Here is a 26,971-nt window from a genome sequence, read left to right as displayed (position 1 = left end):
TTACCCTAAGGTGATGGAGATAGCCACATTTATATTTGCTCTGCTGTCTATTGTTTTTGCGGAAATATGCCGCGACATTTATCACCTAGCAGGTCATTACTGGAAACCTCTCCAGCGGTGGCACAATTTGCACCATCGGGTATTCACGGCAGATTTGGAAGTCAATGACTGGCAACTGTATCAACAAGCGGAGCTATTGAACGATGTACCAGAGGCTATCTTCATGGTGACTATGAGTTTAATAGTGGGGATAGGGGGTTACTTATACCATCTGCCAAGCCTACTGTTAGGGGCAGTCTACTCAGGGGGATTTTTGGCAGCGGCGTTGGCACGTTCCCAGGGTTTCCTGCTGCAAACAGATTTTACCCACAAGCCAGGGGCATTTACTGCGTTGCCAGGGGAATGGCTAGTCAATCGCACTTATCATTGGCGGCATCATTTTGACAATGGTCGAGCCTATTTCAGTGGTACCATAGCCCTCATGGACAAACTTTTGGGCACAGCTCTCTCCCTCAAGGGTAAGACCGTTGCTATTACAGGCGCCTCTGGCACAATGGGGCAAGCGCTGAGAGCGGAACTGGAAAAACAGGGAGCGCGGGTGATCCCCCTCACTGCTAGTGGCACAGAGGGAGTACGGTGGCAACTAGGGGCGGAAGCAGAGCACAGGGAATTACTGGCGGGAGTAGATATTCTCATTCTCAATCATGGGGTCAATGTCTACGGGGCACGATCGCCTGAGGCAATTACTACTTCCTACGAGGTGAATGCTTACTCCGTGTGGCGGTGGCTGGAGTTGTTCTTTGCCACTGTAGAGAGTAATCGCGATCGGGCAATCAAGGAAGTATGGGTGAACACCTCAGAGGCAGAGGTGAGTCCTGCCTTTAGTCCCCTCTATGAACTGTCCAAGCGCTGGATTGGCGATATAATTACCCTACGCCGCTTAGATGCCCCCTGTATTGTGCGCAAAATTATTCTCGGTCCCTTTAAGAGCAAGCTCAATCCCTACGGTGTCATGTCGGCCCGGTGGGTAGCCTGGGCGATCGTGGCTTTAGCTAAGCGAGACTTTCGGGATATTATCGTTACTATCAACCCCTTGACTTATATCTTCTTTCCCTTGAAAGAAATGAGTCGCTCTCTATACTTTCGTTTATTCACCAGAAAAGAATGACCTATCAAGCGATCAACACCCTAGTACGCCAGTGGGGGCAGCGAGCTTACGAGTGGCGGCAGGCAGGAGACTTTGCCATCAAAGAGAAAACCCCAGGGGATTATGTGACGACGATCGATCTACGTCTGAATGAAGCTTTAGTAGAAAAAATCAGGGAGTGGTTTCCCGCCGATGGCATTTTGGCAGAGGAAGACCCCCAAGTGTACGATTGGTGGTATCGGGGTTACGATCGTCTCTGGTGTATTGACCCCATCGATGGTACCTCTGACCTGATTGCGGGCAAGCTCGGCTATGCGGTGATGGTAGGTTTATTGGACAAAAAGGAGCCAATGGCGGGCTGGATTTATGCCCCAGGAATTGATGTGTTGTATTTCGGTGACAAAACAACGGGGAAGATTTATCGCACGATCGGTGACCTGACAGAAGAAATCATAATTACACCGCCCCCCCAACTACAAATGCAGGTGATTCTGAGCGATAAAGACGATCGGAAATACGGTCAACAAATTCGCCAAGTATTCAGGGATGCCCAATTCTATAGCATGGGTAGTTTTGGCTTAAAAATTATGGAAGTGATCTTGGGCAAATCCTCTATCTATTTATATTTGAATCGCCGCGTCAAAGTGTGGGATACAGTTGCTCCCTTGGCTCTGGCAGAAATTGCGGGTCTCGTCTGCTGTGATTTAAGTGGTAAGCCCCTCAATTACAATGATGTCCACCCCCAAACCCTTGCCCATTTGCAAGTTGTCATTATCGGCTGGGCTGACGTGATTGAGTGCTATTTACCCCAACTGCAAAAGGTGCTGACTTTATAATTTACCTTCCAGGAAAGCGATCGCTGCTTCTAGCTCGGAACTGTAATGCTTAGCAAATTCCTCAAACCAGATACCGTCCTCCGATGGGCGGTCTAAATTTTTTAGCCAGGCTTTTGCTTTCTCCGCCTTTTGTTTCTGTAAATCCGCTTGTACAGCTTCTAGTTCAGGTATTGGTCTGTCCGTGGGGGATTGGAAGGGAGAATCTGGCTTGCTGGTAGTTTCTTTAGCGTTCCTTGGCTTTGTCTCTGGCTGGGCAGGTTTATCTAACTCCGCTAATAGCTTGTCTAGGGGGTCAGGCTGTTGCTTGAGTTGCGCTAGAATGTCCTCGATCGATTCTCCCTGCATAGTCCTAGTCAGCAATAGCGTTGGTCAGAACTTCAGTGATTGTCATGTCTTCCATATCGGCGAAGGTGACAGTATCAACTACATCAAACTTAGCTCCCACCCCTGTTAGCTTGTCATCCAAGGACTTCAGGAATTGCGTAGCTTGGGGGTCATTGCCAATTTGCAAGAAAGAAATAGCTAACTCTTCATCACTAGTCATCCTTTGGGTTGCCTGAATGATTACTTCAAACACTGATTTGCGGTCGTCTGGCTCTCCATCTGTCACAACCAAGATTGTGGTGGGGCGCTTATCTGGTTTACTGAAATGGTGATCGAGGGCATCCCGCAAAACGGCAGTCAAGTTCGTGCTCCCTGCTGGCTCATTTTCCTGAAAGATTTGCTCTACTTTAGCGGAAGTCACTTTGTCATAGCGTTTGAATTTTCCTGCAAACAAATAGACTGTAATCCCATCGGGGTCAAGCTCTTCACAGCGGCTTGCCACTGCCATTGTTGATTCCTTGATTGCCTCCCAGCGGGACTTACCCCCGGGTTGGTCTTTGGTTGCCATACTGCCACTCTTATCAATAATCAGGGTGTAATCGCGGTTAGACAACATTTGGCCCTCAATGCACTGTTTGCAGACTACTATAACCCGCCCTCTTAGTCAATGATAGCATTGGTTAACACTGCCGCAATTGTCATGTCCCCTATCTCATCAAAAATAAGCTTTTCCGGTAATCACTTCCATGAGGTTGTCACTCAATGCCTAACTGCTTTGTAAGAAGCGGCTGAAAAAGGTTGGCAAAGATGTATGTTCTTGCAGCTACCTTTGATGCAATAATCTGCAACCATTGCACAAGGCAGTGTCCCAATCTTATTTACAAGAGCTATGTTGTCAAAGCTAATCTCCTCGCCTCAGGTAGTCTTTACACCTCGATCGGTCAGTATTAGAAGAGCGGCAGCACTCCTGGACTTTGCCACTGTTAACTAGCCCCTAATTTGCACAGGCATAACCAAGTATGTGACCTTTGTTCCTCCGATCGGTTTGAGGACGGCAGGGCTAGTGGGAGTATTCATCTGTAAAGTAACATCCGTACTATTGACTGACTTCAGTCCATCTAGGAGATATTTGACATTGAAAGCAACTTCCAAATTTCCCCCCGCTACTTGGGCTGGCAAAGACTCCTTTCCTGCTGCCACCTCTGGTGTATCCACAGCGAGGGCTATTTCCTGGTTAAGCTCATCAATCGTAACCTTGACAATGTTGTTTTTTTGATCAGCCAGCACTGCCACCCGCTCTAGGGCACTGACTAGAGTTTTGCGTTCAACTGTAACCTGGTACTTAAACTGCTGGGGAATTAAGCGATGGTAATCGGGATATACCCCATCGAGGAGCCGAGCTGTCAGCATTTGTTGTATGCCTTGGAAGACCATCTGAGTTTCATCGAACTGCACCGCAATCATGCCCTCCGTGTAGTGCTGTAACATCCGCTCCAATTCCCGCAGCGCCCGGGCTGGTACCGTCACCTCTAAACTAGTCACAGCTTGGGGGGGCAAAGCAGTCTCCTCCTCGGAATAGGGAATTTCCACCATTGCTAAGCGATGTCCATCAGTTGCGGCAAACTCCAACCCCTGGGGTTGCACTTTCACATGTACACCCGTTAGCACCCGTTTTGTCTCATCATTGGAGGCAGCAAACAAAGACCCACTCACCCCTGCTAAAATTGCCTCCACAGGCAGGTAGGAAATTTGCCCCTGGTCGCTCGGAGGTCGGCGAGCTCCCTCGAGCCGTGAGGCTCGCGAACCGCTGATCTGGGGCAACTGGGGAAAGTCGTCCGCTGGCAAGCCCCGTAACTCATAGCGTCCTGACCCACACAACAGACTAGCAGTACTCGTCTCTTTGTCGCACTGGAGTATGACTTCCGCCTCCGGCAATCGGGAAACAATATCGTTCAGTAAACGGGATGGCAAAGTAATACTGCCTTCCTGCTCAATATTGGCGGGAAACTTTACTTGAATGCCTAAATTCAGATCAAACGCCGTTAGGGATATATTACCAGATGCCTGGTCTGTTTCCAACAAAATGTTTGCCAAGATGGGATGGCTAGGCCGTGAAGCAACCGCACGACTCACCAAGCTGAGATTCGTTGCTAAAACATTTTGCGGACAGGAAAAATACATTGACCCATTAAATCACATCCTAGACCACTATAGCATTTTCAGTAAGCGCACCTTGTTGCAACTACTACTCCTACTAGATCTAAATATTTAATTTAGTAGTAGTAGGGCCTGTGGAAATTGTGGAAAACTAAAAAAAATCCCTTAGTAGATAGGGTTTCAGCGATCGCAGCCTGTGGAAAAAGTTGTGGAAAAACCCCCCTAGTTTTCCACAGGGTACAAATACCTAGTCAAAGTTTTCCACAGGAACGCCTTTTTTTTCCACAGAAAGGGCGAAGTTTTCCACAGGTTTTCCACAGATTTTGCCGAGTTTTCCACAGGTTTTCCACAGGTTTCCCCACCCCAGCCGTGCCAAGAATTCATAAAAATTTACAATCTGGTAACAACTCCGTAAAGATTCTGCCGCCCCTGTTTAAAACTCTGTGGTCAGTTGTAAGCCGTCGGTTGGCAAGACTCTCGACCCGAACCAGTCGATCGAGAAGGTATTTTTACGCATGAGGACAGTGGCGTTTTTGCCGCTCTGGTTAATCTGTTTGCTCTGTAGTTTTTTATTCCCTGGTCAGAGTTAGCTATGTCTGAGTAGCTTGCCAGAAGTCTTGAATCAAACTGCTCACTGTTTCTACCTGAAAATGATGGAAGTAGTGTTTGCCTGCCGGCAGAAGATAAAACTGGTCATCATCTTTCAACAGAGGTTGCCAAGTAGATAGAGTATCGGGGTCACAGATGAAATCATCTTCACTACCACAGACGCAGAGAGGGACAGGAATCGGTTCGTTTTTCTGACAAGCTAACTGAAAGGGACTGTGGGGAGAAAAGCCGTAGGTCAGGTCTTGCTCCAATAACTGGACATAGAAGTATAGTTCGGAGGGAGAACGATAACCGAATAGATTGATCGCCATTTGTTCCAGGAGGCAATTACGACAGATTGGTAGGAAGTGTAAATTAAAATAATATTGAGCAATCCAATTCATTGCCATATTTTTGCCTACTGCTAACAAAGTTAAAGATAACACTCGATCGGGAAACTTTTGCGCATACAAAAAGGCTAACATTCCGTTCAGGCTGTGTCCGATTAGATGCACGGGAGGAAAGGGAGCAAGGTAGTTTTGCAAATTGCCTAAAATCTCGGTTGTCGAAATAGCCGCATCTAACTGAGAATGACTGTAAATCCATTGGGCAACAGAATAGTGTTTACCCAAATAGCGAGCTAAGCTGACATCTAAACGATCGTTGCTGGGACTAGTGCTGATGATGACCGCTTCTAGTTTATCTTTCATAAAGCCTTGGCTCAAAGTCAGGACAATTGATTGCTTGGGGAGAAAGAGCAGAACAGGGATGGACAGTACACTTCAGACGATAATTACCTGTGAAATAGACACACCGACTACAGGGAATGCGATGGTGTTCTCTAACCCACTGCCAACTCGATCGTAGAGACCGCCAATAGCCATAGAGAACTGTGGCGACAATCGACCAAAAGGCAAGATTGTAAGCAATAATCCAAAGCATCTGTCATTCTTCTCCTCATAAACCCAAAAAAAGGGAGAGCAGCACTCCCCCCACCAAGTTAAGTAAACATCAGATGAATGGCATTGAGACTAGCAACCATCGTGTACGCCCACAACGCACCCAGCAGAAAGATAATTGCTGCTTTGCTTTCGTAGTGCATCATAACTTTTTATCCTAACTCAAGGGAAACAAATTTTGAATCCGTCCCCAGTTCAACAGCAGCTGATAGGCAAACACTGCCCCCCCACAACCGCCCACAAAGAATGCCGCCGTAAACTGACTCCATCCTTCGATAGTGACGAGGGTTTCTGGGACATTGGGTATGGTACGGGCAAAGGCAGGACGGGGTACTGTCACTAGCTGCTTCTGAAAGGAAACGGTACCATAGGTAGACAAAGCGATCGTCATCACCAGCAACAACGCTAGAGTTGCCAACAGCCCCGAAGTATAAGCAAAGTCCGTATCACGGGCAGGATTGAGTTTAATGAAAGGTCCAATCAGCCAGTAGCCATGGGCCATACCGATTTCCAAACCTCTGGCAAAAGGCGAAAGACCAGCCCGATAGATTGGTAAACCGCGCAGAAAGTTCAGAGTAAAGTCAGAAGAGTTGACAGGTGTAGCCAGATTGCCCACCTGGGGATCATTGTCGAAGGGGCGGACCAAATCCCCTTTACTGAGATCAAACCCCTTTGCCTTTGCACGAGCACGGATGGCATGCCACAGATGACCTGCAAGAAACAATCCTGCCAAAACATAGTGGAAAGAAGCCAGCCATCCCCTAGTTGTCACCACTCCTGCTGTCGTTTGCCAAGTATCTACAGGCCCGTAAAAAACTTCTGGATAAACAGTGTTGTTGAAGGTAACAAAGTAAGCTGCTAGAGCACCCATGTAAGCAAGAGCACCCAAGCTATAGGAAAGATAAGCTTCCCCAGAATAGATGAGAACCGATCGTGCCCAGGCAAACGGCTTGGTCAGGATGTGAAAGACACCACCACCAATACACAAAAGACCAACATAGATATGACCACCGACCACATCTTCCAGATTATTTACAGCTGCCATACCTCTACCGTTGCCAACGATGCCCAACAAGTAGCCAAAGATGACAAATGGATTGAGAGTGGGATTAGTAATTACCCGTACATCCTCTACTCTTGGGTCATACAAACCACCCCAAAATAGAGCTTTAGCTACTAGTAGTAATGCTCCTCCCCCCAAGAGTAAAAGGTGAATACCGATGATGGTCGTCATTTTATCGCCGTCTTCCCACTCGTAGCCAAAGAAACCGCTAAATGTGTTGGACATAGGCAATCTGTCTGCCTGTAGCAGAGAGTGGAAAATACCCCCAGCCCCTAGAACAGCTGAGGAAACTAAGTGTAAAACCGCAATCACAAAGTAGGGATAGGTGTCAACAATCACTCCTCCCTTGGCTACTCCCACACCCAAACTGGCAATGTGGGGTAAAAGAATTAAACCCTGCTCATAAATTGGTCGGGACGCATCGTACCTGGATAACTCAAAGAGAGTCATAGCCCCTGCCCATAGAACAATCAAACCCGCATGGGCAACATGGGCACCCAGGAGTTTCCCCGATAGTTCTGTTAGACGAGCATTGCCTGCCCACCAACCAAACTGTTGTGGTTGTCGTTCGTAAGTAATTGTAGCTGTCATGTTCGCTCCTTTTCTGCACAGTGAAATGAAAGACTACAGACCTAGCTCCTGCTTCAGTTGGGCTGTCCAACGTTTGACACGCTCTTCTGTCAACTCTGGCTGATTGTCTTCATCAATCGCTAGACCGACAAACTTGCCATTGCGTACTGCCCGAGATTGATTAAACTCATAGCCGTCTGTTGACCAGTATCCAACAGTTTGACCGCCCCGACTGCTGATTTTCTCTTCTAAAATACCGATCGCATCCATGAAGTTATCAGCATAACCATACTGATCCCCTGTACCAAAGTAGGCAACTTTTTTGCCAGAAAAATCTAGCTTGTCTAGGTCATCATAAATAGCTTCCCAATCAGACTGCAATTGCCCAATATCCCAAGTAGGACAACCAATGATTAAAACATCATACTGGGTGAGTTCTTCCAACTGGGTTTTGGCAATATCTTTGCAAACTACAGGCAGACCATCCAGTTCATCCACAATTAAGTCAGCAATTCCCTCTGTTTTACCTGTTGTTGTCCCAAAAAATACACCAATCTTAGTCATCTCTTCCTCCCTATACCTGTGCTACAACTGATTCGACTCTACCTGTTCTAAAGTTAAAGCCCCAAGCCTGCAGCGCGTGGAAAATATGTCCCTGCAAAAAGAAGAAACCTAACCAGAAATGAGCGTTAGCTAACCACACTCTATTGGTTAGACTGCCGTCAAAGGTAGCAAAGTAGGGGACAATCCCCATCTTGATCGATAGCGGTTCACCATAGAAAACGATCGGGTATACTGTAGTATTGACGGATACAAAATATGTGGCTACAAATGCCATCAAAGCTAGGGCACCTAGGCTGTAAGACAGGTAGGCCTCTCCTGACCAAATAAATAGCCTCTCTGTCCAACTGTACGGTTTAGTTAGCAGGTGAAAGATGCCACCACCAATACAAATTAACCCAATCCAAATGTGACCACCTACCACATCTTCTAGATTATCCACGCTGGCAAGCCAATTCTTGCCAATTGCACCAAACAAGTAACCAAAAATAATCCCTGGATCGAGGGTAGGATTAGTAACCAGACGCACAGTTCTAGCGATCGGGTCGTACAAACCACCCCAAAACATAGCTTTTGTCACCAATAACAAGGCTCCTAATCCTAATACAATTATATGGAAGCCAATAATGTTAGTCATCTTGTTAGTGTCTGCCCAGGTGTAACCATAGAATGGCAAATTTAACAAAGACTTAGGTCCCCGCAGAGCATGGAAGACACCACCAAAACTAAGCACTCCTGAAGAAATCAAGTGCAAAACCCCAATAACATAAAAGGGATAAGTGGAGACTACAACTCCATCTGCACCTATCCCCCAACCTTGGCTAGCTAAATGGGGTAAAAGAATCAATCCCTGTTCATACATTGGTCGACTGGGATCGAAATGGGCAATTTCAAACAAAGTCATCAGTCCTGCCCACAACACAATTAACCCCGCATGGGCAACATGAGCACCCAACAGTTGACCCGATAAGTTGGTCAGCCGAGCATTGCCTGCCCACCAAGGGATATTGTCATCCCCAGTCTCCTGCATACGTTGTTCTATTTCCATAGCTTATTGATATTCAAACTCAGTAACTAGGATAAATATTACTGCCTAGTTCCAAGTTTATCAAGAGTTTTTACTATTAAATTTGTATTAAGAAACGTTTTGACAGAAAGATTTACAGGGAAAAAGCCAGGTAGAACCCCCTGTCTACCTAGCTAGCCTACTCTATGAGAGGAACAGTCATGTCTCACTTGACTAGGGTTAGTCTAACATAGCTGCAAATTTATTGCAATAAATTTATTCGAAATTTTTTACAACTAGGTTGGGAGGTAGGTGGCAGAGATTGACGGTGGTGGGAGATGGTGCTAGGGTAAGGTGACTTGGTTCTGGGGGGGAGCAGCCCCTAGAGGTAACGGGGAAAGTTTGGTGTGAATCCAACGCTGTCCCGCAGCTGTGATGGAAGTATCTTCCTCAGTCAGAATGCCCGCCAGGTGTCTTGCTATTCCCTTTTTTCTGCGAGGTACAGAAAATGGCTAAACTACTATTGCGGCTGTCCTGGGGCAGTCTTGTTTATGTTTCTTTGGTTGGTGGTTGGGCTTTAGCTCAAACCAAGGATGACATTGAACTGACGGTTACAGAGCAACTGCTACGGCGACCCCTGGCTACTCCTTTCCGCAGTGAAGGTACCCTTAGGGATACGACTCGACCTGCTTACACGATCGAAAGACAAGAGATAGAAGCCCAGGGGGCGAGAACAGTTAGAGAAGCTTTGCGCTTTTTGCCAGGCATTTTGCCTGATGGCACGGTTGGTACAGAGGTCAACGCCCTGTCGGGGCAGTTCATTAGGGGTTCTAATTCGGCACAGGTGTTGATTTTATTAGATGGCAGACCAATCAACAATCTGGGAGCGGGTGCTTTTGACCTCTCCGAACTGACCACCGACATCATTGAAAGGATTGAGGTTTTGCCTGGTGGCGGTTCTACCCTCTATGGTTCGGATGCGATTGGTGGGATTGTCAACATTATCACAACTAGTCCAGAGGAGGGCAGAGTCTATCGCTTAACTACTGAGCTGGGGAATTTGGGTTTTAATAGCCAACAGTTTTCCCTGAATACCAGGGAGGGAGATTTTTCGCTTTTGTTAAACTACAATCGTACCCAAGCCCAGAACAACTACTTCTTTTCGATCGCTGATGTGTCTGCCTTCCGTGTCAACAATGACACCATCTACAATAACCTGGGCATAAAGTTTAACTATGAGCCAACCGATCGGACTAAACTGAGTTTGTCTGCCTTTTACTTACCGAAAGAACAGGGCGTACCAGGGGGAGTACCGATTCCTGAACCACAGTTTGGACAGGGGTTTTTTAATTCTCTCACCGATAACAATCGCAAGTATACTGACCAGATTCTCACCGATGTATCCTGGCAGCAGCAGTTGGGAGCAGGAACAGATTCTCTGCTAACAGCTCGGATTTTTGCCGACTTTCTCAACACGCGCTTTGATAATCGCACTGCTTTTGCCGAAACCCTGAGTGTTGACACTGCTGGGCGGACTGTGAAAAGTAGAAGACCACAAACACAACAGAGATTTGAGACAAGGCAGCGTTCTTGGGGAACCCAGATACAACACCGCTGGCAGTTTGCCCCCAATCAAACTCTTACCTATGGGCTGGACTACCGCGATGTCGCTGTGAGGAACACTACGCAAAATCTAGCGACAGAAGAAGTCAGATTGGGCTATGATGCAGGTGTATCCCAGGGGGCTATCTTTGCTCAATATGTTGTTGATGTCAGTCCATCTATGGCTGTCACTGCTGGACTAAGACAGGAGTTTAGTAGCTTAGCGAAGGGTTCTGTAACTACTCCTGCCGTAGGGACTAAATTTGGTTTTGGCGACACAATTGTGCGGGCTAACTATGTGCGCAATTTCCGTTTGCCGACTATCTCTAACTTGTTCTCAGCCAATCCCACTTTTATTGGTAACCCCAACCTACTGCCAGAAACAGGGGATAGTTACGATTTTGGTTTCGATCAAAAATTAGGGGATATAGGTCTATTGCGGTTCACTTACTACATCAATAATATCAGCAATGTTGTAGCTTTTACGAGGGTTATTCCCCCTAGGGATGGCATCAGTGGTACCTTTACAAATATTGGTTTTGTCCGCTCTACGGGTGTAGAAACTAGTTTAAACTTGCAACTGGCACCTAATCTATTCCTGCAAGCTAATTACACCAATAATAACCCAATTATTTTAGATGATGCTAATCCCGCTGTAATCGGTAAAGAGTTACGCTTTGCTGGTGCTGATTCATTGAATTTAGGGCTGGCTTTTGATGACCGTAAAGGTACTTACGTTGGTCTGCTTATGCACTCCCTATCTGGCTATCCTACAGACAACTTGAATCGGGAATTTCTCAATGGCTATACTACTTTTGATCTGCGGTTTCGCTTACCTCTGGGAGAAGGATGGCAACTGACAGGGGGAGTAGAAAATATTTTTGACCAACGGTTTGAATTGTTTCCTGGCTTTCCTGATGCGGGACGTACCTATCGCCTAGGTTTAACTGCAAGCTTTTTGTAGGAGAAAATAACTATGCGTTATGTCACACCCCTGGGGCAAACTCTTGTGGAAAATACACCCAATGGTGGACAAATTGAATATGAGTTCTTTCCTGTCACGATCGATGTTTTGGGTCCTCTGTTGTTCACTCTGTTTGAGGAAAATTGGCGATCGGTGCAGGTAGGTCATGTGGTAGAGGGCAGTGTTTTGGAACTAGAGTTTAATGCCCCACCCAAAATCAATGTAATTTACGATGGTTATTTAACTGTGGTCACTGACAGTTGGCATTTACATCTGTGCGTTGAGGAACATCGAGGCGGTCCCCACGATCGGACATCCAAGGAATTGCAACAACACCGTCTGGTCAGCAAGGGTGCTTTTTATCGACGGTTTAATCAGCAGGGGCAACCCCGCAGTTGGGGAATTCAGTTTTGGAATGGTAAGGCAGAAAAGATGATGACTTTGTTTTTGCCTAATCCCTTTGTGGCAGAGGATGAGTCCCTGTTACCAGAACATCAACCTAACTTGGCAAAACTCAGCCTGTATGAATCTCTACGCCGTATTTATGTTTTGGGCTTAGACCCGATTCCTTTCCCTGCTAATCCCCTGAAAAAGCCTTATATTTCTGTCTGCCGATCGGGTCGTTGTCTGCCGTCGCGGGAGTGGCAACCAATTTATCAAGCCCTGAAAGAAGAAGTAGAAAAACAAGGTTTGGATGTACGGGTAGGAGATTCTGGTTGTTTAGAGGTGTGCAAGATGGGACCTGTTGTTTTCTATTCTGCCGATCGGACTTGGTATTGTCGTGTTACTCCCGAAGTAGCCAGGCAAATTGTCAGAGACCATCTGGTCAATGGTCAAAAGGTAGAACGCTATTTGTATGCCAGTCATGGGGAAATTTAGGTTAGGTCTGGGCTTGCTCTTTTTATTCTCTGTACCGTGGCTTACTGCCTATGGATTAAACAAATCTTTGCCCCCTAAGTTTGAGTCAAGGGAATGTATCCGAAACTTTGACTCCCAAAAGGACTATTTTCCTGTTAAAACGCAAGTTAAACATGCCCAAAGATTTACAGTCACCTATCACAAATACTACAAACTGGTTACAATTAATAGCCCCTGGAAGGGTGGAAAGCAATTGCGGTATGCATTAGTTATGTGTGGTGCACCTGTGCCTTCGGGCTATGACCAGGTATTTACAATTCCTGCCCGATCGATCGTGGCTCTTTCTACTACCTATTTGACGCACTTAGAAAATTTGGGTGTAGTTGATAAAATCAAGGGTATTGGTTTAGCCCATTACGTATATTCACAACGAATCCATAACCAGATTGCCGCGGGTAAAACTATTGCCCTAGGACAGGGGTCTACTCTCAATCAAGAGGCACTTTTTTTATTAAAACCTGATGTTGTTTTCACCTATGGGACGGGTAATCCTAATACCGATGTTTTGCCAGTGTTGCGCAAAGGTAATTTACCAGTAGCGATCGTGGCAGAATACCGTGAGCCTTCACCTTTGGCAAGAACGGAATGGATTAAGTTTCTAGCCCTGTTTTTTAACGCTGAAGAAAAAGCCGATCGGTACTTCCATCAGGTGGAAAAAAGGTATCAACAGTTAAAGCAACTGACGCAGAATGTCAAAAAGAGACCCACAGTGATGGCGGGTTTTAGTTATCAAGGGGTTTGGTATGTACCAGGGGGTAAAACCTATCCTGCCCAGTTATTGGCAGATGCAGGGGCTAACTATCTGTGGGCAAATGATGCTTCCAAGGAGAGTTTACAACTATCTTTTGAGGATGTCTTGCTCAAGGGACAGCAGGCTGAATATTGGGTCAATGGTGATCAGACTTGGCGAACAGTTAAGGATATTCTCAAAACAGACGATCGTTACAGTCAATTTCGGGCTGTGCAAAATAGGAATGTTTATCTAGCTAATAAGCGTTTGCATGAGAAAGGGGCGAATGACTTTTGGGAAAGTGGTGTAGCCAATCCCCATCTTATCTTGGCGGACTTAATTAAAATTTTTCATCCCCAACTCCTTCCTGATCATGAATTGGTCTATTACCAAAAAATTCAGCCATGAATAAAAAACGGTCATTACTACTCATGGTAACAAGTATTTTATTGTTGATTTTGTCTTTAGTCAGCCTGTGTGTCGGTAGGGTTTTTCTATCGCCAGGGCAGGTGTTGTCGATGGTTCTGGGTGGTATGACTGACTCTACCCCAAGTCAACTATTGTGGCAATTCAGGATACCCAAATTAATTACGGCGATTTTGGCAGGTGGTGGTTTGGGCGTAAGTGGTTTGCAATTACAGACTCTCTTTCGCAACCCTTTGGCAGAACCCTTTGTCCTGGGCATTAGTGGTGGTGCCAGCCTGGGTGTAGCGATCGTAGTGTTGGCCGAAGGCATATTGCCTTTTCCCCTGCCTGATCTGAGTTTTGTCGGTGGAGCTTGCTTGGGGGCTACAGCAGTCCTATTGCTTTTACTGTTGGTCAGTGCCCGTCTAACAGATAGCCGCAGTCTGTTAATTCTTGGTCTGCTGCTCAGTTATATTTTCAGTGCCCTTGCCTCTTTGCTTGTCTATTTTGCCCCTACCGATCGGATACAACAGTTTCTATCCTGGTCGACGGGTAGTTTTCGGGGGGTGAGTCTGGCAGAATTAGGATATTTTTCTGTGCTGATTACAGTTAGTTTGGGTATTGCCTTTGGTCTGATTTCTGCCCTCAATATCCTGTTACTGGGGGAAGAATATGCCGTCAGTCTGGGAGTATCCCTACCCAAAGTGCGTTTACTCCTCGTCCTGAGTAGTTCTCTCATGTCAGGCACTGTCACAGCCTACTGTGGCCCAATTAGCTTCCTGGGAATAATCGTACCCCACATTTGCCGCCTGGCATGGTCTACCAGTGATCACAGTTGGTTGTGCCCAACTACCGTAGTTGTTGGCGCTTTGCTGGCAATAGCTGCTGATCTCCTCACTCAACTGCCGCCCGTCATGCTGCCCCTCAATACTGTCACTACCTTGTTAGGGGCACCAGTGGTTTTGTTGATTCTCCGCCATAACAAACTCTAGTCTTTATCTCCCCAGGTTTATGACAAATTTTATACATTTTTGTGATTTTTGTTACAAACCCTTTTGTAACCTTTGGGTTATGTAAAATTATGTTTGTCATTTGTAAGTATTGTGTCATTGCTAGAGAAGCCCATGCAGCAGTATGTAATTTTGCCTAGCTTCCATGTGCAGGTGGAGTGGGCAACGGGATTCACAAGCTGAGACTACCTGACTAACAGTCTGTTCAGTACTTCCTTATATCTTTTATTCACAGTTGTCCATGAGCCTAGTAAGAGGCTTGGTTATCTATTTTCAGTTCACATAATTTGGGATTGATAGGAAAAGTATGCAAGTAACATTGTCTGACTTAGGTAGCAAATTAACGACCCAAGAGTACATCGACCTGGAAACTATTTACGGTGCTCACAATTATCATCCTTTGGATGTGGTAATCACTAGGGGGCAAGGCGTATGGGTTTGGGACACTGATGGCAATCGTTACCTCGATTGTTTAAGCGCCTATTCTGCCTTGAATCAAGGGCATTGTCATCCCCGTATCTTCCGTGCCCTCATCGAGCAGGCTACTAAGGTTACTTTGACTTCCCGCGCCTTCCGCAATGATCAATTGGGTCGGTTCTATGAAAAGTTGTGCCGTATTGTTGGCTTGCCCAAAGTTTTACCCATGAATTCAGGCGCAGAAGCGGTAGAAACAGCTCTCAAAGCTGTGCGCAAGTGGGCTTACAAAGTCAAGGGCGTGCCTGCTGGTCAAGCAGAAATTATTGTCTGCACAAACAATTTTGCTGGTCGCACTATCAGTATTATTAGTTTTTCCACAGAGGAGCAGTATCGGGATGGGTTTGCTCCCTTTACCCCAGGATTCAAGGTGATTCCCTATGGGGATGTTTCTGCTTTGGAAGCAGCAATCACTCAGAATACAGCGGCTTTCTTTTTGGAGCCTATCCAAGGGGAAGGGGGAATCATCATACCACCAGATGGTTACCTGCGGGCAGCGGAGCGCATCTGTCGGCAGAACAATGTGTTGCTCATTGTGGATGAAATTCAGACGGGTTTGGGTCGTACGGGCAAGATGTTTGCCTTTGAACATGAGGGAGTCAAGCCTGACGGGATCACAATTGGTAAAGCTCTGTCGGGGGGGTTTTATCCGATTTCTGCTTTTGTCAGTACCCAAGAGGTGATGTCGGTCTTCAATCCAGGGGATCACGGTAGTACCTTTGGGGGCAATCCGCTGGCAGCGGCTGTCGGTATAGCAGCGTTGGATGTGATTGTGGAAGAGCAGTTACCCGATCGGGCAGCTGAGCTAGGGGCTTATTTTATGACGGGACTGCAGGCGATCGAGAGTCCCTATATCCAAGAAGTACGGGGACGGGGGCTGTTGATTGGGTTGGAGCTAAAACCTGAGGCGGGTGGGGCACGCCGCTTCTGCAAGGCGCTGATGAAGGAAGGCATCCTAGCGAAGGAAACTCGTGAACATGTTATTCGCTTCGCTCCTCCCTTGGTAATTAGCCGATCGGAACTGGATTGGGCTTTGGAACGGATTGCCAAGGTATTGATGCACTGACACTGTTCAGGTTTATAGGCGGGGGTGAGATGGCTAGGTCTTGCTCCCTGCCTAGACAGGGATTTAAGGTACCCAACTTTCTGAAGGAAAATCCTGTTGTCAAATCTTTTGTCTTATTGCAAGCATAGGATCAATAGTTTCTGCATTAATCAAACTCACTTTCATCTACTAATCCCTTGATGAATGCGGCAAAGTCAGGAGCGAGGAAGGTAATTTTATAGTCAAATTCTTGGTCGACGTGCACAATTTCTGGCTCTCCTTGCCTACCATTTCGTCTATAATCCAGACAAACCATGTCATGACCAGCAGAGGGACAGTCAGCAAAGTAGATACCGATGGGTGGATAGCCCCAATTCGTAATCCAAAATTGGCTGCCCATACCCCCACATAGGGAGTAAGTTTTATCTTTGCCAATACCAAAAATACCCTCTATGGCAATGTGATTACTTGCCCAGGAAGTTCTTTCTGCGGTAGGAAAACAATTTCTTCGGGGGAAACCCCCATTTTGTGTTTTCATCAGTTCAATATAAGATAATGGCAGTTTGTAACCTAATTCTGCTTCGACCATTTTTATGGTTGCTTCTGTCGGAGGTTCACATACATAGAAATTGCGGGCGTAGTCACTATCTAGCCAAAAGTCAGTTAAGTCAATATCATACATAAAACCCTCTAGTTGTAATTGCTAGGACGACGTACCTTCCCCTCTGGTTGCCAGGCATAACCAATCCCCCGTAAAATCCCCCTACCAATCAAGCCAATCCCCCTCCCGATCACTTCTGTTAGTAGAAACACCAAGGCTCTGCCCAAAAAATCAACGATCGACCTTAATCTGGGGGCTACTGCATCCTGAAATTCTAAAGCCAGGGTAAATATCAGTTGCCAGCCCCGTAAAGACTTTAGTTCCTGCAAACGGGAATGATTGATGTAAACCCGATCGATGCCTGTTGCTGTAAATACTAGTAGTTCTTGTTTGCTCTCAAAGATATGACGGGGTTCGCCAAACCAGTTTTTGTAGCGATATTTCCAGGACAGTTCATTACGGAATCTTTCTATCTCCCGCGTCGATTTGTACTGAAATAATCGTTTACGTACCCCTTCGTCCTGGGCGAAGTTGTTGAGGAGGGGTTGTACAACGGCATTAGCTACTTGAATGCAGAGGTTGTCTAGTAAATCCTGCAGATACATTTCGGCAGTGAGGTTGGCATTTTCATCAAGCAAAGTTAGGGGTGTGCCAAACAGTAAGGCGGAGAGTAGTTCTGGTACCAGGGGCAGGGGTTGCAGCATGGCTTTTTGTACCAATGGGCGGTCTTGCAGAACCCGATCGGTAATGACTGTGTATTTACCAAAAAAAGATTCCGCTGTGCGTTGCCACAGGTCGGTGACTATTTCTAACCACTGAGTTTGCAGTTGGTCAGCAGTTATTTGCGATCGTTGGCATTGGGCTAGGGTATGGCGAAATTCTGCCAGGGTAATAGCTAAGAGTTCCTGACGTTTTTCCGGCAGTAGTATGTCAATTTCGAGGGGAAACTCAGTTAAATTTTCTATGCCCTGTTGCCATTTGGGGGGAATGTTAGCTAGTAACCGATCGGGTAAAGATAGGGTCAATTCCTGTTTGGGGGAAGCAAAGATCACCTCTGAGGGTTGCTCTACCCGCCAGAGCCGTTCCACTAGCCAGCGGGCACATCTTAGTTCCCTTCTTCTCCCCTCTAACACCAAGCGAACAAAAGGGGCTAAACCGGGACGGGACAACTGCTGATGGACAGCAAACAAGGTTAGATCAATTTCTGCTAAACCCGTATCCCGCATATACATCCGCACCAAGCGCCACAGAGAAGGGGAAAGGGGAGAACTCCACTGATATTTGTGCCCTGTTGCCACCGTTGTGAGGGACTGCAGTAATCGCCGCCCGCTTACCCCCTTGGGGGAATAACCCTCCACCCCTAAAGCCAGAGCACCCTCCACCAATACCGATCGGGGTAACTCCGTGAGCAGAAAAATCTTGACCGTGGAGTAGTTTTGTTTGACTTGCTGGCAGAGTTCTAGCCCCCCCTCGATCGCCAGTTCCAGAATCAATAGGTCAAAAGATTGGCGCTGCATCAGAGCAAGAGCTTCTTCTTTAGTACCTGCTTCCCCCGTGATTTGCCAGCCAGGGTACTTTTCTAGCCAAGCCCGCAGACCTAACCGAAAAGACCGATCGCTATCTACCAGCAAGACATTGACCATACTTTTTAGATTATGCTCCTACGGGTTGTTTAGGAAAGACAAACCGCAACAGAGGTGGTGCCAAAAAGGTGGTGAAGATAACCATCAAAATTATGGCCACATCCAGAGCAGGCGTGAGTGTACCACTAGCTGTACCCACAGCAGCAAACACTAGACCTACTTCCCCCCGCGGAATCATACCCACACCGATCGCTAGGCGATTGAGTTTATCTTTGCCAAATACGGCTAAACCTGTTGCCATCTTACCGAGAATTGCCACTGTGATCAAAAAGGTAGCAATGATTAAACCAGTGCGATTTTCCGGAATAGCGGGATTGAGCACGTTTAAGTCTGTACGCGCCCCCACCACCACAAAAAAGACAGGCACCAGAATATCGGCGATCGGTTTGGTGAGTTTTTCCAAATCTTCTTTCTTGTCAGTTTCATCCAGGACAAGCCCTGCCGCAAAAGCTCCCAAAATCGCTTCTAGTTTCAAGACGGTGCCCAGATAACCCAAAATAAAGGCCAGGATGAGAGCAGGGACAATGATTCCCCCCCTGGTTTGGAAAAAGCCCGCCATTTTCAGAAAAGCTGAGTTAATCAGACCCCCAGCAAACAACACACCCAAAAGAAAGCCAACAGCACTGGCAATAATTAAACCTACTTCTGTGATGTCCACCTCCCCTGTACTGGCAAGACTAGCGACCACTGCCAGCACAATAATTCCCAACACATCATCCACTACAGCCGCCCCGAGAATGATTTGTCCCTCTTTAGTCGTCAGTTGTCCTAGTTCCGCTAGTACCCTAGAAGTGATGCCAATACTGGTAGCTGTCAGAGCTGCTCCCGCAAACACAGCCGGAATAGCATCCAGGTGAAAGATGTACATCAAACCCAAAGTCCCCGCGGCAAAGGGAACCACTACCCCCACCACTGCCACCAGGACTGCTTGCGTCCCCACCTTCAACAAATCACTGAGGTTGGATTCCAAGCCGATTTCAAACAGGAGAATGAATACCCCTAACTCCGACAGAACGGAAATTACTTGACTGTCCTCTTGGAAAAGTTGTGCCACAGCAGCAGGGCTAAGACCAGCGCTAAATTGTAATAGTTGCATTAGCAGGGAATCTTGGGCGCTGACCCCTTCCCCCGGGAAAACCACTAATTTCAGGGCGGAGATACCAATGAGCACACCACCGATTAGCTCCCCTAATACAGGCGGGAACCCCAGCCGGTTGGATATTTCGCCACCAATCTTGCTAGCAATGTAGATAGCAACCAAACTTAGGAGGACACCAGCAAACACGATCGGTTCCTCTACTGCTTCCCCTTGCGCTACGGCTAACAGTGACCAGGTCATACATATTTTCTTAACAACTTCTTTAGCTTACTCCCATCTAGGAAGACCAAACGGTAAAATTTGTGCCCAAAATTACTTAATCTCCCCCCCTTGACAAAAGCAGTGGTGATTTGTGTTTTGATAGGAATGGACGGCTAGGGAGTCGCACGGCTCGACCAAGCTTGCCGAAGAGAGGGAGTGATGACAGAACAACTAAATCTGCTTAATAGTGCCACGGAGGAGGGGGGGATTATCCCCACGGCTTTGCACTTGGAGATGCAGCAGTCCTACCTGGAGTATGCCATGAGTGTGATCGTGGGGCGGGCGCTGCCGGATGTGCGAGATGGCTTAAAACCTGTGCACCGCCGTATCCTCTACGCTATGCAGGAATTGGGTCTGTTACCCGATCGTCCTTTCCGCAAGTGTGCCAGGGTAGTAGGGGATGTGCTGGGTAAGTATCACCCCCACGGGGATCAGTCGGTCTACGATGCCTTGGTGCGCTTGGTGCAGGATTTTTCTAGCCGTTATCCCCTCCTGGCAGGGCATGGCAATTTTGGCTCGATCGATAATGACCCGCCGGCGGCAATGCGCTATACGGAATGTCGGCTTGCTCCCCTGGGCTACCATGCTCTGCTCCAGGATGTTAACGAACAGATTGTCGACTTTACAGATAATTTCGATGGGTCCCAGCGAGAGCCTACGGTTTTGCCTGCCCGCCTACCGATCGTACTCCTCAATGGGGCAACAGGGATTGCGGTGGGGATGGCGACTAATATTCCGCCCCATAATCTAGGGGAAGTGGTGGATGGTTTGATTGCTCTCATCGATGACCCCCAATTACCGGATGAACAATTGTTTGATTTGATTCCTGCACCAGACTTTCCCACGGGGGGAATTATTGTGGCGGACGGCAACTTGCAGGAGCTATACCGATCGGGACGCGGCAGTTTCACTTTGCGGGGCGTAGCCACCGTGGAAGAAATTAGCCTCAGTAAGACCCGTAAGCGTACTGCCATTGTAGTCACAGAATTGCCCTTTCAGGTACATAAGTCAGCATGGATCGAGAAAGTGGCAGAATTAGTCAACCAGGGCAAACTAGAAGGAATTGTAGATATTCGCGATGAAAGCGATCGAGCGGGGATGCGGGTGGTGCTGGAGTTAAGAAAAGAGGTTAATCCAGAGGAAATCATTGACCAACTTTATCGCACTACCACTTTGCAAATTAATTTTGGGGCAATTCTGTTGGTATTAGTCAATCGCCGTCCCTGTCAGTTATCTCTGCGCCAATTGTTGCAGGAATTTCTCCAGTTTCGGGAGCAAACTCTTACCCGCCGCTATAGGTATGAATTAGACCAATGTCGGGCTAAATTACACATAACGGAAGGTCTGTTGCTTGCCCTCCAAGCGATCGATGCTGTGATTGCCACCATCAGAGATGCGGCGGAAATTACTAGTGCCCGTGCGCAGTTAGAAAGGCAATTTAATCTTACCCCTACCCAGGCTGAAGCTATCTTAGCTATGCCCCTACGCCGCTTGACCAACCTGGAACAACAGAAATTACAGGAAGAAAGAGCAAACCTAGTCACAGAAATTCAACGCCTGGAACATCTCCTCAACCACCGATCGGCTTTACTAGAGTCTCTCAAGCAGGAATTGCAAGCCCTCAAAGCAGAATTTGGCGACAGTCGTCGTACTCGCATTGTTTCTAAATCCGACCTTGCCCTAGCTGTGGCTGCTCCTCCCCCTGCCCCCACCGATCGGAAAGTCATTTTGGAATTTACCTATCGCGGCTACGTGCGTAAATGGGATGGGATACCCCCCACCCGCTCCGATGACCCCCCCATAACCAAAATAGTTACTGCCAACGATCGGGAGCTGTTGCTGTTTGACTCCACGGGGGTGGCTTTTCCCCTACCTGTGGCAGAGATTCCCCCCATGCCCCGCACCCGCAGTAAAGGTACTCCCCTCCTGCCCCTCCTCCCTGCGAAGGTGGAAAAAATTGTCAGTGTTATTCTGCCTGAGGTACACCCCATTGGTCTAGTCACTGCCCAGGGACGGGCAAAGCGACTGGAAGCCCAAGAATTTGCTGATATTACCAGTCGGGGACTCCTAGCCATTAAGTTAAAGGAAAACGATCGGTTGTTGTGGGCAGGTTATCTCCCCCCTGGGACAGACCTAGTAATTGCCACTGCCAAGGGGCGCATGACCCGCCTTCCTGTTCAGGATGATTTCATCCCCCTGCAAACCCGATCGGCCTTGGGCAATCCCTGCTTCAAACTCAAACCCGATGAGATTTTGATGGGTTGCATAGCGGTAGGGGAAACCGATCGGGTACTTTTGGTCACAGCCCAGGGTTACGGCAAGGTGTTACAGCGGGGACAAATTAGAGTAGCAACTAAGGGCAGTTTGGGTGTGCAGGGGATGGGGTTTAAGAGTAGTGACGATTACCTAGCAGTTTTAGCCACTATAACCTCTGATTGCCAGGAAGTCACTCTGCTGCTCAATCCAGGGGAGCGGTTGGTAACTGTGCCCTTACCAGTGGAGAATGGTAGTCCTCAGGGCGTGCCCTTACTGGAACTGGCGGCAGGAGAAAGAGTAATTGCGATCGTGCTGCCATGATCAGGTAGGCTAATAGGAAGTGTCAGTGCCCGCATTGTCGTGATCGAACTTCTGCAAAACCACAAACTGGTGTTACATCCCCGTCCCTATGCCACCCAGGGCAAGGAAATCACTGTGCCAGGGGACAAGTCCATCTCCCATCGTGCTCTCATGTTAGGGTCAATTGCAGAAGGGGAAACAATTATTAGGGGATTGCTGCTCGGGGAAGACCCCCGCAGTACCGCCCAGTGTTTTAGTGCCATGGGAGCAGAAATTTCCCCCCTCAATAGTGACTTGGTGCGGATTAAAGGGATAGGTTTAGGGAATTTGCAGGAGCCTAGTAACATCCTTGATGCGGGTAACTCTGGCACAACTTTGCGGTTAATGTTGGGCATTCTAGCCAGTCACGTGGGGCGATTCTTTGCTGTTACTGGCGATGATTCCCTGCGGGCGCGTCCCATGATGCGGGTAGTCGATCCCCTGCGGCGGATGGGGGCAACAATCTGGGGACGGGAGAACGGGGCAAAAGCTCCTCTAGCCGTCATGGGGCAAAAACTCCACCCCATCCACTACATCTCCCCCATTGCCTCTGCCCAAGTCAAGTCGGCTATTTTGCTAGCAGGACTCCTCACCAGTGGGGAAACGATCGTTACGGAACCGGAGCAGTCCCGCGACCACAGCGAGCGGATGTTAAAGGCCTTTGGTGCCGATGTACGCGTCGATCGGGATAGTCACACAGTTATCCTCAAGGGGGGCAATCGCCTACGCGGTCAAGAAGTAATCGTACCGGGGGATATTAGTTCGGCAGCGTTTTGGTTAGTGGCAGGCTCGATCGTGCCCAACTCAGAAATTGTGATTAAAAATGTAGGAGTCAACCCAACCCGCACAGGAGTTTTGGAAGTCTTGCGGGCGATGGGAGCGAACCTCACCCTGGAAAACGAACGGGAAATCACAGGGGAACCGATCGCTGATTTACGGGTTAAAACTGCTGCCTTGAAGGGCTGTGAAATTGGCGGCAGTATTATTCCCCGCTTGATTGATGAATTGCCTGTGTTAGCAATAGCTGCTGCCTGTGCTGAAGGCAGGACAGTGATCAGAGATGCGGAAGAGCTGCGAGTTAAAGAAAGCGATCGGATTGCTGCCACCGTCCAGGGCTTAAGGGCAATGGGAGCAGAGGTCATTGAACATCCCGACGGCATGGAAATCTTTGGTGGCAGACCCCTAGTGGGCACAACGATCGATAGTTACAACGACCACCGCATCGCCATGAGTTTTGCCATAGCTGGTTTAGTAGCACAGAAAAATCCCACCGAGATTGAACACGCTGACTGCGTGACTGTTTCCTACCCCTCTTTCATACCTACCTTGCAATTCCTCTTTGGCAATAGTACCGATGCCTAACCAAGCCCTCCCCCGCCTGGTGAGCTTGCCGAACCAGAGCTTGCCGAACCAGAGCCTGTCGAACCAGAGCTTGCCGAACCGAAGCCTTATGCTGACTGCCCAAGCCGTCAAAGACTATGCCCTTAGTCTAGGATTTACGAAAGTAGGAATCGCTCCTGCTACCCCTGGACAAGAAGTAGAAAGACTACGAGCCTGGCTCGATCGGGGTTATCATGCCGACATGGAGTGGATGCGCAATCCCAAGCGACAGGACATCAACCAAATACTCCCCGGTGTGAAATCAGTAATCAGCGTTGCCCTCAACTACTACACTCCCCACAAGCACAGAAACGATCGGGCGAAAATCTCCCGTTACGGCTGGGGCAAGGATTACCACAAAGTACTAGGCAAAAAACTCAAACAACTGGCACAGTGGATAGAAGCGCAAACCCCATGTCAAACCCGCTACTATGTTGACACAGGACCGATCATGGAAAAAGCCTGGGCAGAGCGGGCAGGCATTGGTTGGATTGGCAAACACAGCAACCTGATTACCAAAGACTACGGCTCCTGGGTATTCCTCGGTGAAGTCCTCACCACCCTAGACCTAGAACCCGATCGTCCCCACACTGAACACTGCGGCACCTGCATTCGCTGCATTGTTGCCTGTCCGACCCAAGCGATCGTTGCCCCTTTTGTTGTAGATGCCCGTAAATGTATTGCCTATCACACGATCGAGAATCGCGCCCCTATCCTCCCCCCCGCCATCGTGGAAAACCTGCAGAACTGGGTAGCAGGCTGTGACATCTGCCAGGATGTATGCCCCTGGAATCGCAAATTTGCCAAAGAGACAACAGTGGCAGAATTCCACCCCTATCCTGGCAACCTCAACCCTGACCCTACAGAACTAGCAGAAATGACAGACCAAGAATGGGAGCAAAAATTTAATGGCTCAGCCCTAAAGCGCATCAAACCAGAACAATGGCGGCGCAATGCCAAAGCAATTCAAACTACCGATCGGCTCTGAAAGATGCTCGGTTATTACTGGTATTAAGGCATAGAAATTTGCCTCCTAAGAACCGTCCTCCAGGAGCAAACGCACTTACTGCTGAGTGTGGAAGAATTCCCCCCCTCCTAGTTATAGGATTAGCAAAGACCTTCTTCTACAATAGATTTAACAGCTGAGGTGACTTATATGGAGTATCAAGATAAAGAAATTTTTCCCCTGACCACCCAAGAGGGTTTGAGTAAATGTTTATTGACAAATTTAACTACGGTCAGCTAGCGGAGTATATTGAAGAGGGTGGGGAACTAAGCGAGAGACAGAAACAGATATGGCAAGAGTTAAACATAAAGAAGCGGGAGTTTTGGCAGAAAGACTCCTAGCCTGTGAGATTTGCCTAGGTTAATCGTGTAATCTTTTGAAGAAGCACTAAAGAAATTTGATGGCGCAATACAACCAAGATTTAGTCACATTCCTTTGTTCAGGTACTGGTATTAGGTAGTTTTTCGTCATTCTTTCTGAGGTTCAAGGGCATCTCTAAAAACATGTGGAGAACAAAAGTATACCTACTCCCACCGACCCCCTGATCAGGATGGTAGTATTGTAGCAATAGCACCCATGACCAGTCCTTGAGATTAGTCGGGGTGGAATTAGGAGTCTGTGATGAATCTGATTGCTGTCTATCCTGGTAGCTTTGACCCCATCACCTTCGGGCACTTGGATATTATTACCCGATCGAGTGTTTTGTTTGACCAGGTGATCGTAGCGGTAGTACGCAATCCCCAGAAGACCCCCCTATTTACCCTAGAAGAACGAGTAGAGCAGATCAAGGACGTAGTGGCACACCTACCCAATGTTAGGGTTGATAGTTTTACAGGCTTGACAGTGAACTATGCCCGCCTGCAGGGAGCTAGGGTATTGATTCGGGGACTACGGGCGGTGTCGGATTTTGAGTTAGAGCTACAAATGGCGCATATCAACAAGACCCTCGCCAAAGAAATTGAAACTGTCTTTCTCACTACCAAAACGGAGTACAGCTTTTTGAGCAGCAGTGTCGTGAAAGAAATTGCCCGTCTAGGGGGAGCAATCGATCATCTCGTCCCCCCCCCGATCGTGGCTGCCCTGGAGTGCCGCTATGGCATCAAGTCTGGTATGATAAGTGGTTAAGCCTGTCACATGGGAAAAAACGATGCTGTCGGAAAACTTGTCTCCCCTTTCTCCCCAGGAACTGACGCAGATTAGCGAAGACCAAGTCAAATATTACATGAAACTGCACCAGGAACTGGACAAATTAGAGGAGCTAGTTATCGATACAGGCATTCACTTTATGGGCAAGGCAATCCTGGACGAAGAGAAATTGTGTCAGCAAATCGACCAGGTGAGGCTAGCTATTCCCGAATCCATTGCCAAAGCAGAGGAAATCCTGCAATACCGCGAGCAGATTATCACTGAATCAGAGCGCTACGCCCAACGCACGATCGAGATGGCACAACAGCGGGCAGAACGGCTAGTGGAAGAGTCAACAATTATGCGGCAAGCCGAGGCAGCAGCCCAGGAATTACTGCAGCAAACGCAACGGGAATGCGAAGCTATGCGCAATGAGGTCATTAACGAAGTAACCCAGAGACGCAACCAAGCGCAAAAAGAATTAGAGAGCCTACGGCAGCGGGTGGCAGCGGAAGTAGAGCAAATGCAACGCGGGGCAGATGCCTATTCCGATAAAATCCTGAGCAACCTGGAAGCCCAACTGCTGGAGATGCTGAGAGTAGTACAAAACGGACGCAAAGAACTGAGCTAACGGTGGGATTCCACCACCTCGATCGGCACAAAACTTTCCTGGGGCAGGAGGATCGGTTTACGGAACACTAGTTTGCCCGTGAGGTCATAGCGATTGACAGCGATCCCCAGGGGACGAGGCAACTGGTCGTCGTAGGCATCCATGTAGGAGCGGTAAGCCTGCTTTGCCGCATGGAGTATTGAGGTGTCTATTTTTAACGATCGGGAATTCACACCCTCCTCCCTCAAGTCATGTGAAATGGTCTGCCGTAGAATTTAGCGCTTTCCCCCCG

At 47.9% G+C, this 26,971-nt stretch carries 25 protein-coding genes and 1 riboswitch; of the genes, 13 read left to right on the top strand and 12 right to left on the bottom strand.

What is annotated here, in order from left to right; genetic code table 11:
- The first annotated feature begins 13 nt into the window (after positions 1–13).
- Positions 14–1,168, top strand: a complete 1,155-nt coding sequence (locus NZM01_05865; protein MCS6959558.1) for a bifunctional sterol desaturase/short chain dehydrogenase — start codon at positions 14–16, stop codon at positions 1,166–1,168.
- Positions 1,165–1,983: an inositol monophosphatase family protein gene (locus tag NZM01_05860; GenBank protein MCS6959557.1), complete on the top strand. Its 819-nt coding sequence runs from the start codon at positions 1,165–1,167 to the stop codon at positions 1,981–1,983. Before NZM01_05865 ends, NZM01_05860 begins: the two co-directional genes overlap by 4 nt.
- Here the strand turns inward: NZM01_05860 and NZM01_05855 are convergent.
- The 8 genes from NZM01_05855 to NZM01_05820 form a co-directional block, all read right to left on the bottom strand.
- Positions 1,978–2,328, bottom strand: a complete 351-nt coding sequence (locus NZM01_05855; protein MCS6959556.1) for a hypothetical protein — start codon at positions 2,326–2,328, stop codon at positions 1,978–1,980. The genes NZM01_05860 and NZM01_05855 overlap by 6 nt on opposite strands.
- 4 nt (positions 2,329–2,332) lie before the next feature.
- Positions 2,333–2,923: a VWA domain-containing protein gene (locus tag NZM01_05850; GenBank protein MCS6959555.1), complete on the bottom strand. Its 591-nt coding sequence runs from the start codon at positions 2,921–2,923 to the stop codon at positions 2,333–2,335.
- A gap of 371 nt (positions 2,924–3,294) precedes the next feature.
- Entirely contained in the window at positions 3,295–4,488 is a 1,194-nt protein-coding gene (gene dnaN, locus NZM01_05845; protein ID MCS6959554.1) for a DNA polymerase III subunit beta, read from the bottom strand.
- Between the two features lie 566 nt (positions 4,489–5,054).
- The gene (locus NZM01_05840) at positions 5,055–5,762 is read right to left on the bottom strand and encodes an alpha/beta hydrolase (GenBank protein MCS6959553.1); all 708 of its coding nucleotides are present in this window, start codon (positions 5,760–5,762) and stop codon (positions 5,055–5,057) included.
- Positions 5,752–5,994, bottom strand: a complete 243-nt coding sequence (locus tag NZM01_05835) for a hypothetical protein (GenBank protein MCS6959552.1) — start codon at positions 5,992–5,994, stop codon at positions 5,752–5,754. Before NZM01_05835 ends, NZM01_05840 begins: the two co-directional genes overlap by 11 nt.
- Positions 5,995–6,168: 174 nt before the next feature.
- On the bottom strand, positions 6,169–7,665 hold the full coding sequence (locus NZM01_05830; GenBank protein ID MCS6959551.1) for a chlorophyll a/b binding light-harvesting protein: 1,497 nt from the start codon (positions 7,663–7,665) through the stop codon (positions 6,169–6,171).
- A 33-nt stretch (positions 7,666–7,698) separates the two neighbouring features.
- On the bottom strand, positions 7,699–8,208 hold the full coding sequence (fldA, locus tag NZM01_05825; GenBank protein ID MCS6959550.1) for a flavodoxin FldA: 510 nt from the start codon (positions 8,206–8,208) through the stop codon (positions 7,699–7,701).
- Positions 8,209–8,218: 10 nt separating this feature from the next.
- A complete protein-coding gene (locus NZM01_05820; protein MCS6959549.1) occupies positions 8,219–9,253 on the bottom strand; it encodes a chlorophyll a/b binding light-harvesting protein in 1,035 nt (344 codons plus the stop codon).
- Between the two features lie 301 nt (positions 9,254–9,554).
- A riboswitch (cobalamin riboswitch) is annotated at positions 9,555–9,697 on the top strand.
- 22 nt (positions 9,698–9,719) lie between these two features.
- Between NZM01_05820 and NZM01_05815 the strand changes: the two genes are divergently transcribed.
- From NZM01_05815 to rocD, 5 genes are all read left to right on the top strand, one after another.
- Complete coding sequence (locus NZM01_05815; GenBank protein MCS6959548.1) at positions 9,720–11,777, top strand: TonB-dependent receptor; 2,058 nt, start codon at positions 9,720–9,722, stop codon at positions 11,775–11,777.
- Positions 11,778–11,789: 12 nt separating this feature from the next.
- On the top strand, positions 11,790–12,656 hold the full coding sequence (locus NZM01_05810) for a (2Fe-2S) ferredoxin domain-containing protein (GenBank protein MCS6959547.1): 867 nt from the start codon (positions 11,790–11,792) through the stop codon (positions 12,654–12,656).
- Between the two features lie 232 nt (positions 12,657–12,888).
- Positions 12,889–13,833, top strand: a complete 945-nt coding sequence (locus tag NZM01_05805) for an ABC transporter substrate-binding protein (protein MCS6959546.1) — start codon at positions 12,889–12,891, stop codon at positions 13,831–13,833.
- 23 nt (positions 13,834–13,856) lie between these two features.
- Positions 13,857–14,822, top strand: a complete 966-nt coding sequence (locus NZM01_05800) for an iron ABC transporter permease (protein ID MCS6959545.1) — start codon at positions 13,857–13,859, stop codon at positions 14,820–14,822.
- A 325-nt stretch (positions 14,823–15,147) separates the two neighbouring features.
- Positions 15,148–16,380, top strand: coding sequence for an ornithine--oxo-acid transaminase (gene rocD, locus NZM01_05795; GenBank protein ID MCS6959544.1), 1,233 nt, complete (start codon positions 15,148–15,150; stop codon positions 16,378–16,380).
- A 145-nt stretch (positions 16,381–16,525) separates the two neighbouring features.
- Here the strand turns inward: rocD and NZM01_05790 are convergent, their stop codons facing one another.
- From NZM01_05790 to NZM01_05780, 3 genes are read right to left on the bottom strand one after another with little or no spacing between them, the layout of a single operon-like run.
- The gene (locus NZM01_05790; protein MCS6959543.1) at positions 16,526–17,041 is read right to left on the bottom strand and encodes an SMI1/KNR4 family protein; all 516 of its coding nucleotides are present in this window, start codon (positions 17,039–17,041) and stop codon (positions 16,526–16,528) included.
- Positions 17,042–17,049: 8 nt separating this feature from the next.
- Positions 17,050–18,603, bottom strand: coding sequence for a DUF3685 domain-containing protein (locus tag NZM01_05785; GenBank protein ID MCS6959542.1), 1,554 nt, complete (start codon positions 18,601–18,603; stop codon positions 17,050–17,052).
- 10 nt (positions 18,604–18,613) lie between these two features.
- Positions 18,614–19,942 carry a cation:proton antiporter gene (locus tag NZM01_05780; GenBank protein ID MCS6959541.1) on the bottom strand — a complete coding sequence of 443 codons (1,329 nt, stop codon included), beginning with the start codon at positions 19,940–19,942 and terminating at the stop codon, positions 18,614–18,616.
- Between the two features lie 180 nt (positions 19,943–20,122).
- Here NZM01_05780 and NZM01_05775 point away from each other — a divergent pair, with 180 nt between their 5' ends.
- From NZM01_05775 to NZM01_05750, 6 genes are all read left to right on the top strand, one after another.
- On the top strand, positions 20,123–22,540 hold the full coding sequence (locus tag NZM01_05775; GenBank protein ID MCS6959540.1) for a DNA topoisomerase 4 subunit A: 2,418 nt from the start codon (positions 20,123–20,125) through the stop codon (positions 22,538–22,540).
- A 66-nt stretch (positions 22,541–22,606) separates the two neighbouring features.
- Positions 22,607–23,920, top strand: coding sequence for a 3-phosphoshikimate 1-carboxyvinyltransferase (aroA, locus tag NZM01_05770; GenBank protein ID MCS6959539.1), 1,314 nt, complete (start codon positions 22,607–22,609; stop codon positions 23,918–23,920).
- Positions 23,921–24,008: 88 nt separating this feature from the next.
- Positions 24,009–24,926 (top strand): tRNA epoxyqueuosine(34) reductase QueG, encoded by a 918-nt coding sequence (gene queG / locus NZM01_05765; protein ID MCS6959538.1) that lies wholly within the window; start codon positions 24,009–24,011, stop codon positions 24,924–24,926.
- Between the two features lie 224 nt (positions 24,927–25,150).
- On the top strand, positions 25,151–25,285 hold the full coding sequence (locus NZM01_05760) for a hypothetical protein (protein MCS6959537.1): 135 nt from the start codon (positions 25,151–25,153) through the stop codon (positions 25,283–25,285).
- A 286-nt stretch (positions 25,286–25,571) separates the two neighbouring features.
- Positions 25,572–26,069: a pantetheine-phosphate adenylyltransferase gene (coaD, locus tag NZM01_05755; GenBank protein ID MCS6959536.1), complete on the top strand. Its 498-nt coding sequence runs from the start codon at positions 25,572–25,574 to the stop codon at positions 26,067–26,069.
- Between the two features lie 22 nt (positions 26,070–26,091).
- On the top strand, positions 26,092–26,700 hold the full coding sequence (locus tag NZM01_05750; protein MCS6959535.1) for a hypothetical protein: 609 nt from the start codon (positions 26,092–26,094) through the stop codon (positions 26,698–26,700).
- On the opposite strand, the gene NZM01_05745 is transcribed toward NZM01_05750, so the two are convergent.
- Positions 26,697–26,927: a hypothetical protein gene (locus NZM01_05745; protein ID MCS6959534.1), complete on the bottom strand. Its 231-nt coding sequence runs from the start codon at positions 26,925–26,927 to the stop codon at positions 26,697–26,699. The genes NZM01_05750 and NZM01_05745 overlap by 4 nt on opposite strands.
- Positions 26,928–26,971: the final 44 nt, after the last annotated feature.

It is taken from the genome of Pseudanabaenaceae cyanobacterium SKYG29 (assembly GCA_025055675.1).
Lineage (GTDB): Bacteria > Cyanobacteriota > Cyanobacteriia > Pseudanabaenales > Pseudanabaenaceae > M5B4.
The sequence above is the reverse complement of the archived record's forward strand: the minus strand, read 5'-3'. Positions and strand labels throughout refer to the sequence as shown.

Bases quoted from the DNA above. Each gene is read 5' to 3' on its own strand.
- NZM01_05865 (MCS6959558.1), top strand. From the start codon at position 14: ATGGAGATAGCCACATTTATATTTGCTCTGCTGTCTATTGTTTTTGCG.
- NZM01_05800 (MCS6959545.1), top strand. From the start codon at position 13,857: ATGGTAACAAGTATTTTATTGTTGATTTTGTCTTTAGTCAGCCTGTGT.
- queG (MCS6959538.1), top strand. From the start codon at position 24,009: ATGCTGACTGCCCAAGCCGTCAAAGACTATGCCCTTAGTCTAGGATTT.
- NZM01_05810 (MCS6959547.1), top strand. From the start codon at position 11,790: ATGCGTTATGTCACACCCCTGGGGCAAACTCTTGTGGAAAATACACCC.
- NZM01_05820 (MCS6959549.1), bottom strand. From the start codon at position 9,253: ATGGAAATAGAACAACGTATGCAGGAGACTGGGGATGACAATATCCCT.
- NZM01_05835 (MCS6959552.1), bottom strand. From the start codon at position 5,994: ATGCTTTGGATTATTGCTTACAATCTTGCCTTTTGGTCGATTGTCGCC.
- NZM01_05840 (MCS6959553.1), bottom strand. From the start codon at position 5,762: ATGAAAGATAAACTAGAAGCGGTCATCATCAGCACTAGTCCCAGCAAC.
- fldA (MCS6959550.1), bottom strand. From the start codon at position 8,208: ATGACTAAGATTGGTGTATTTTTTGGGACAACAACAGGTAAAACAGAG.
- NZM01_05790 (MCS6959543.1), bottom strand. From the start codon at position 17,041: ATGTATGATATTGACTTAACTGACTTTTGGCTAGATAGTGACTACGCC.
- NZM01_05780 (MCS6959541.1), bottom strand. From the start codon at position 19,942: ATGACCTGGTCACTGTTAGCCGTAGCGCAAGGGGAAGCAGTAGAGGAA.
- NZM01_05785 (MCS6959542.1), bottom strand. From the start codon at position 18,603: ATGGTCAATGTCTTGCTGGTAGATAGCGATCGGTCTTTTCGGTTAGGT.
- NZM01_05815 (MCS6959548.1), top strand. From the start codon at position 9,720: ATGGCTAAACTACTATTGCGGCTGTCCTGGGGCAGTCTTGTTTATGTT.
- NZM01_05775 (MCS6959540.1), top strand. From the start codon at position 20,123: ATGACAGAACAACTAAATCTGCTTAATAGTGCCACGGAGGAGGGGGGG.
- NZM01_05860 (MCS6959557.1), top strand. From the start codon at position 1,165: ATGACCTATCAAGCGATCAACACCCTAGTACGCCAGTGGGGGCAGCGA.
- NZM01_05830 (MCS6959551.1), bottom strand. From the start codon at position 7,665: ATGACAGCTACAATTACTTACGAACGACAACCACAACAGTTTGGTTGG.
- dnaN (MCS6959554.1), bottom strand. From the start codon at position 4,488: ATGTATTTTTCCTGTCCGCAAAATGTTTTAGCAACGAATCTCAGCTTG.
- rocD (MCS6959544.1), top strand. From the start codon at position 15,148: ATGCAAGTAACATTGTCTGACTTAGGTAGCAAATTAACGACCCAAGAG.
- NZM01_05760 (MCS6959537.1), top strand. From the start codon at position 25,151: ATGTTTATTGACAAATTTAACTACGGTCAGCTAGCGGAGTATATTGAA.
- NZM01_05850 (MCS6959555.1), bottom strand. From the start codon at position 2,923: ATGTTGTCTAACCGCGATTACACCCTGATTATTGATAAGAGTGGCAGT.
- NZM01_05750 (MCS6959535.1), top strand. From the start codon at position 26,092: ATGCTGTCGGAAAACTTGTCTCCCCTTTCTCCCCAGGAACTGACGCAG.
- NZM01_05855 (MCS6959556.1), bottom strand. From the start codon at position 2,328: ATGCAGGGAGAATCGATCGAGGACATTCTAGCGCAACTCAAGCAACAG.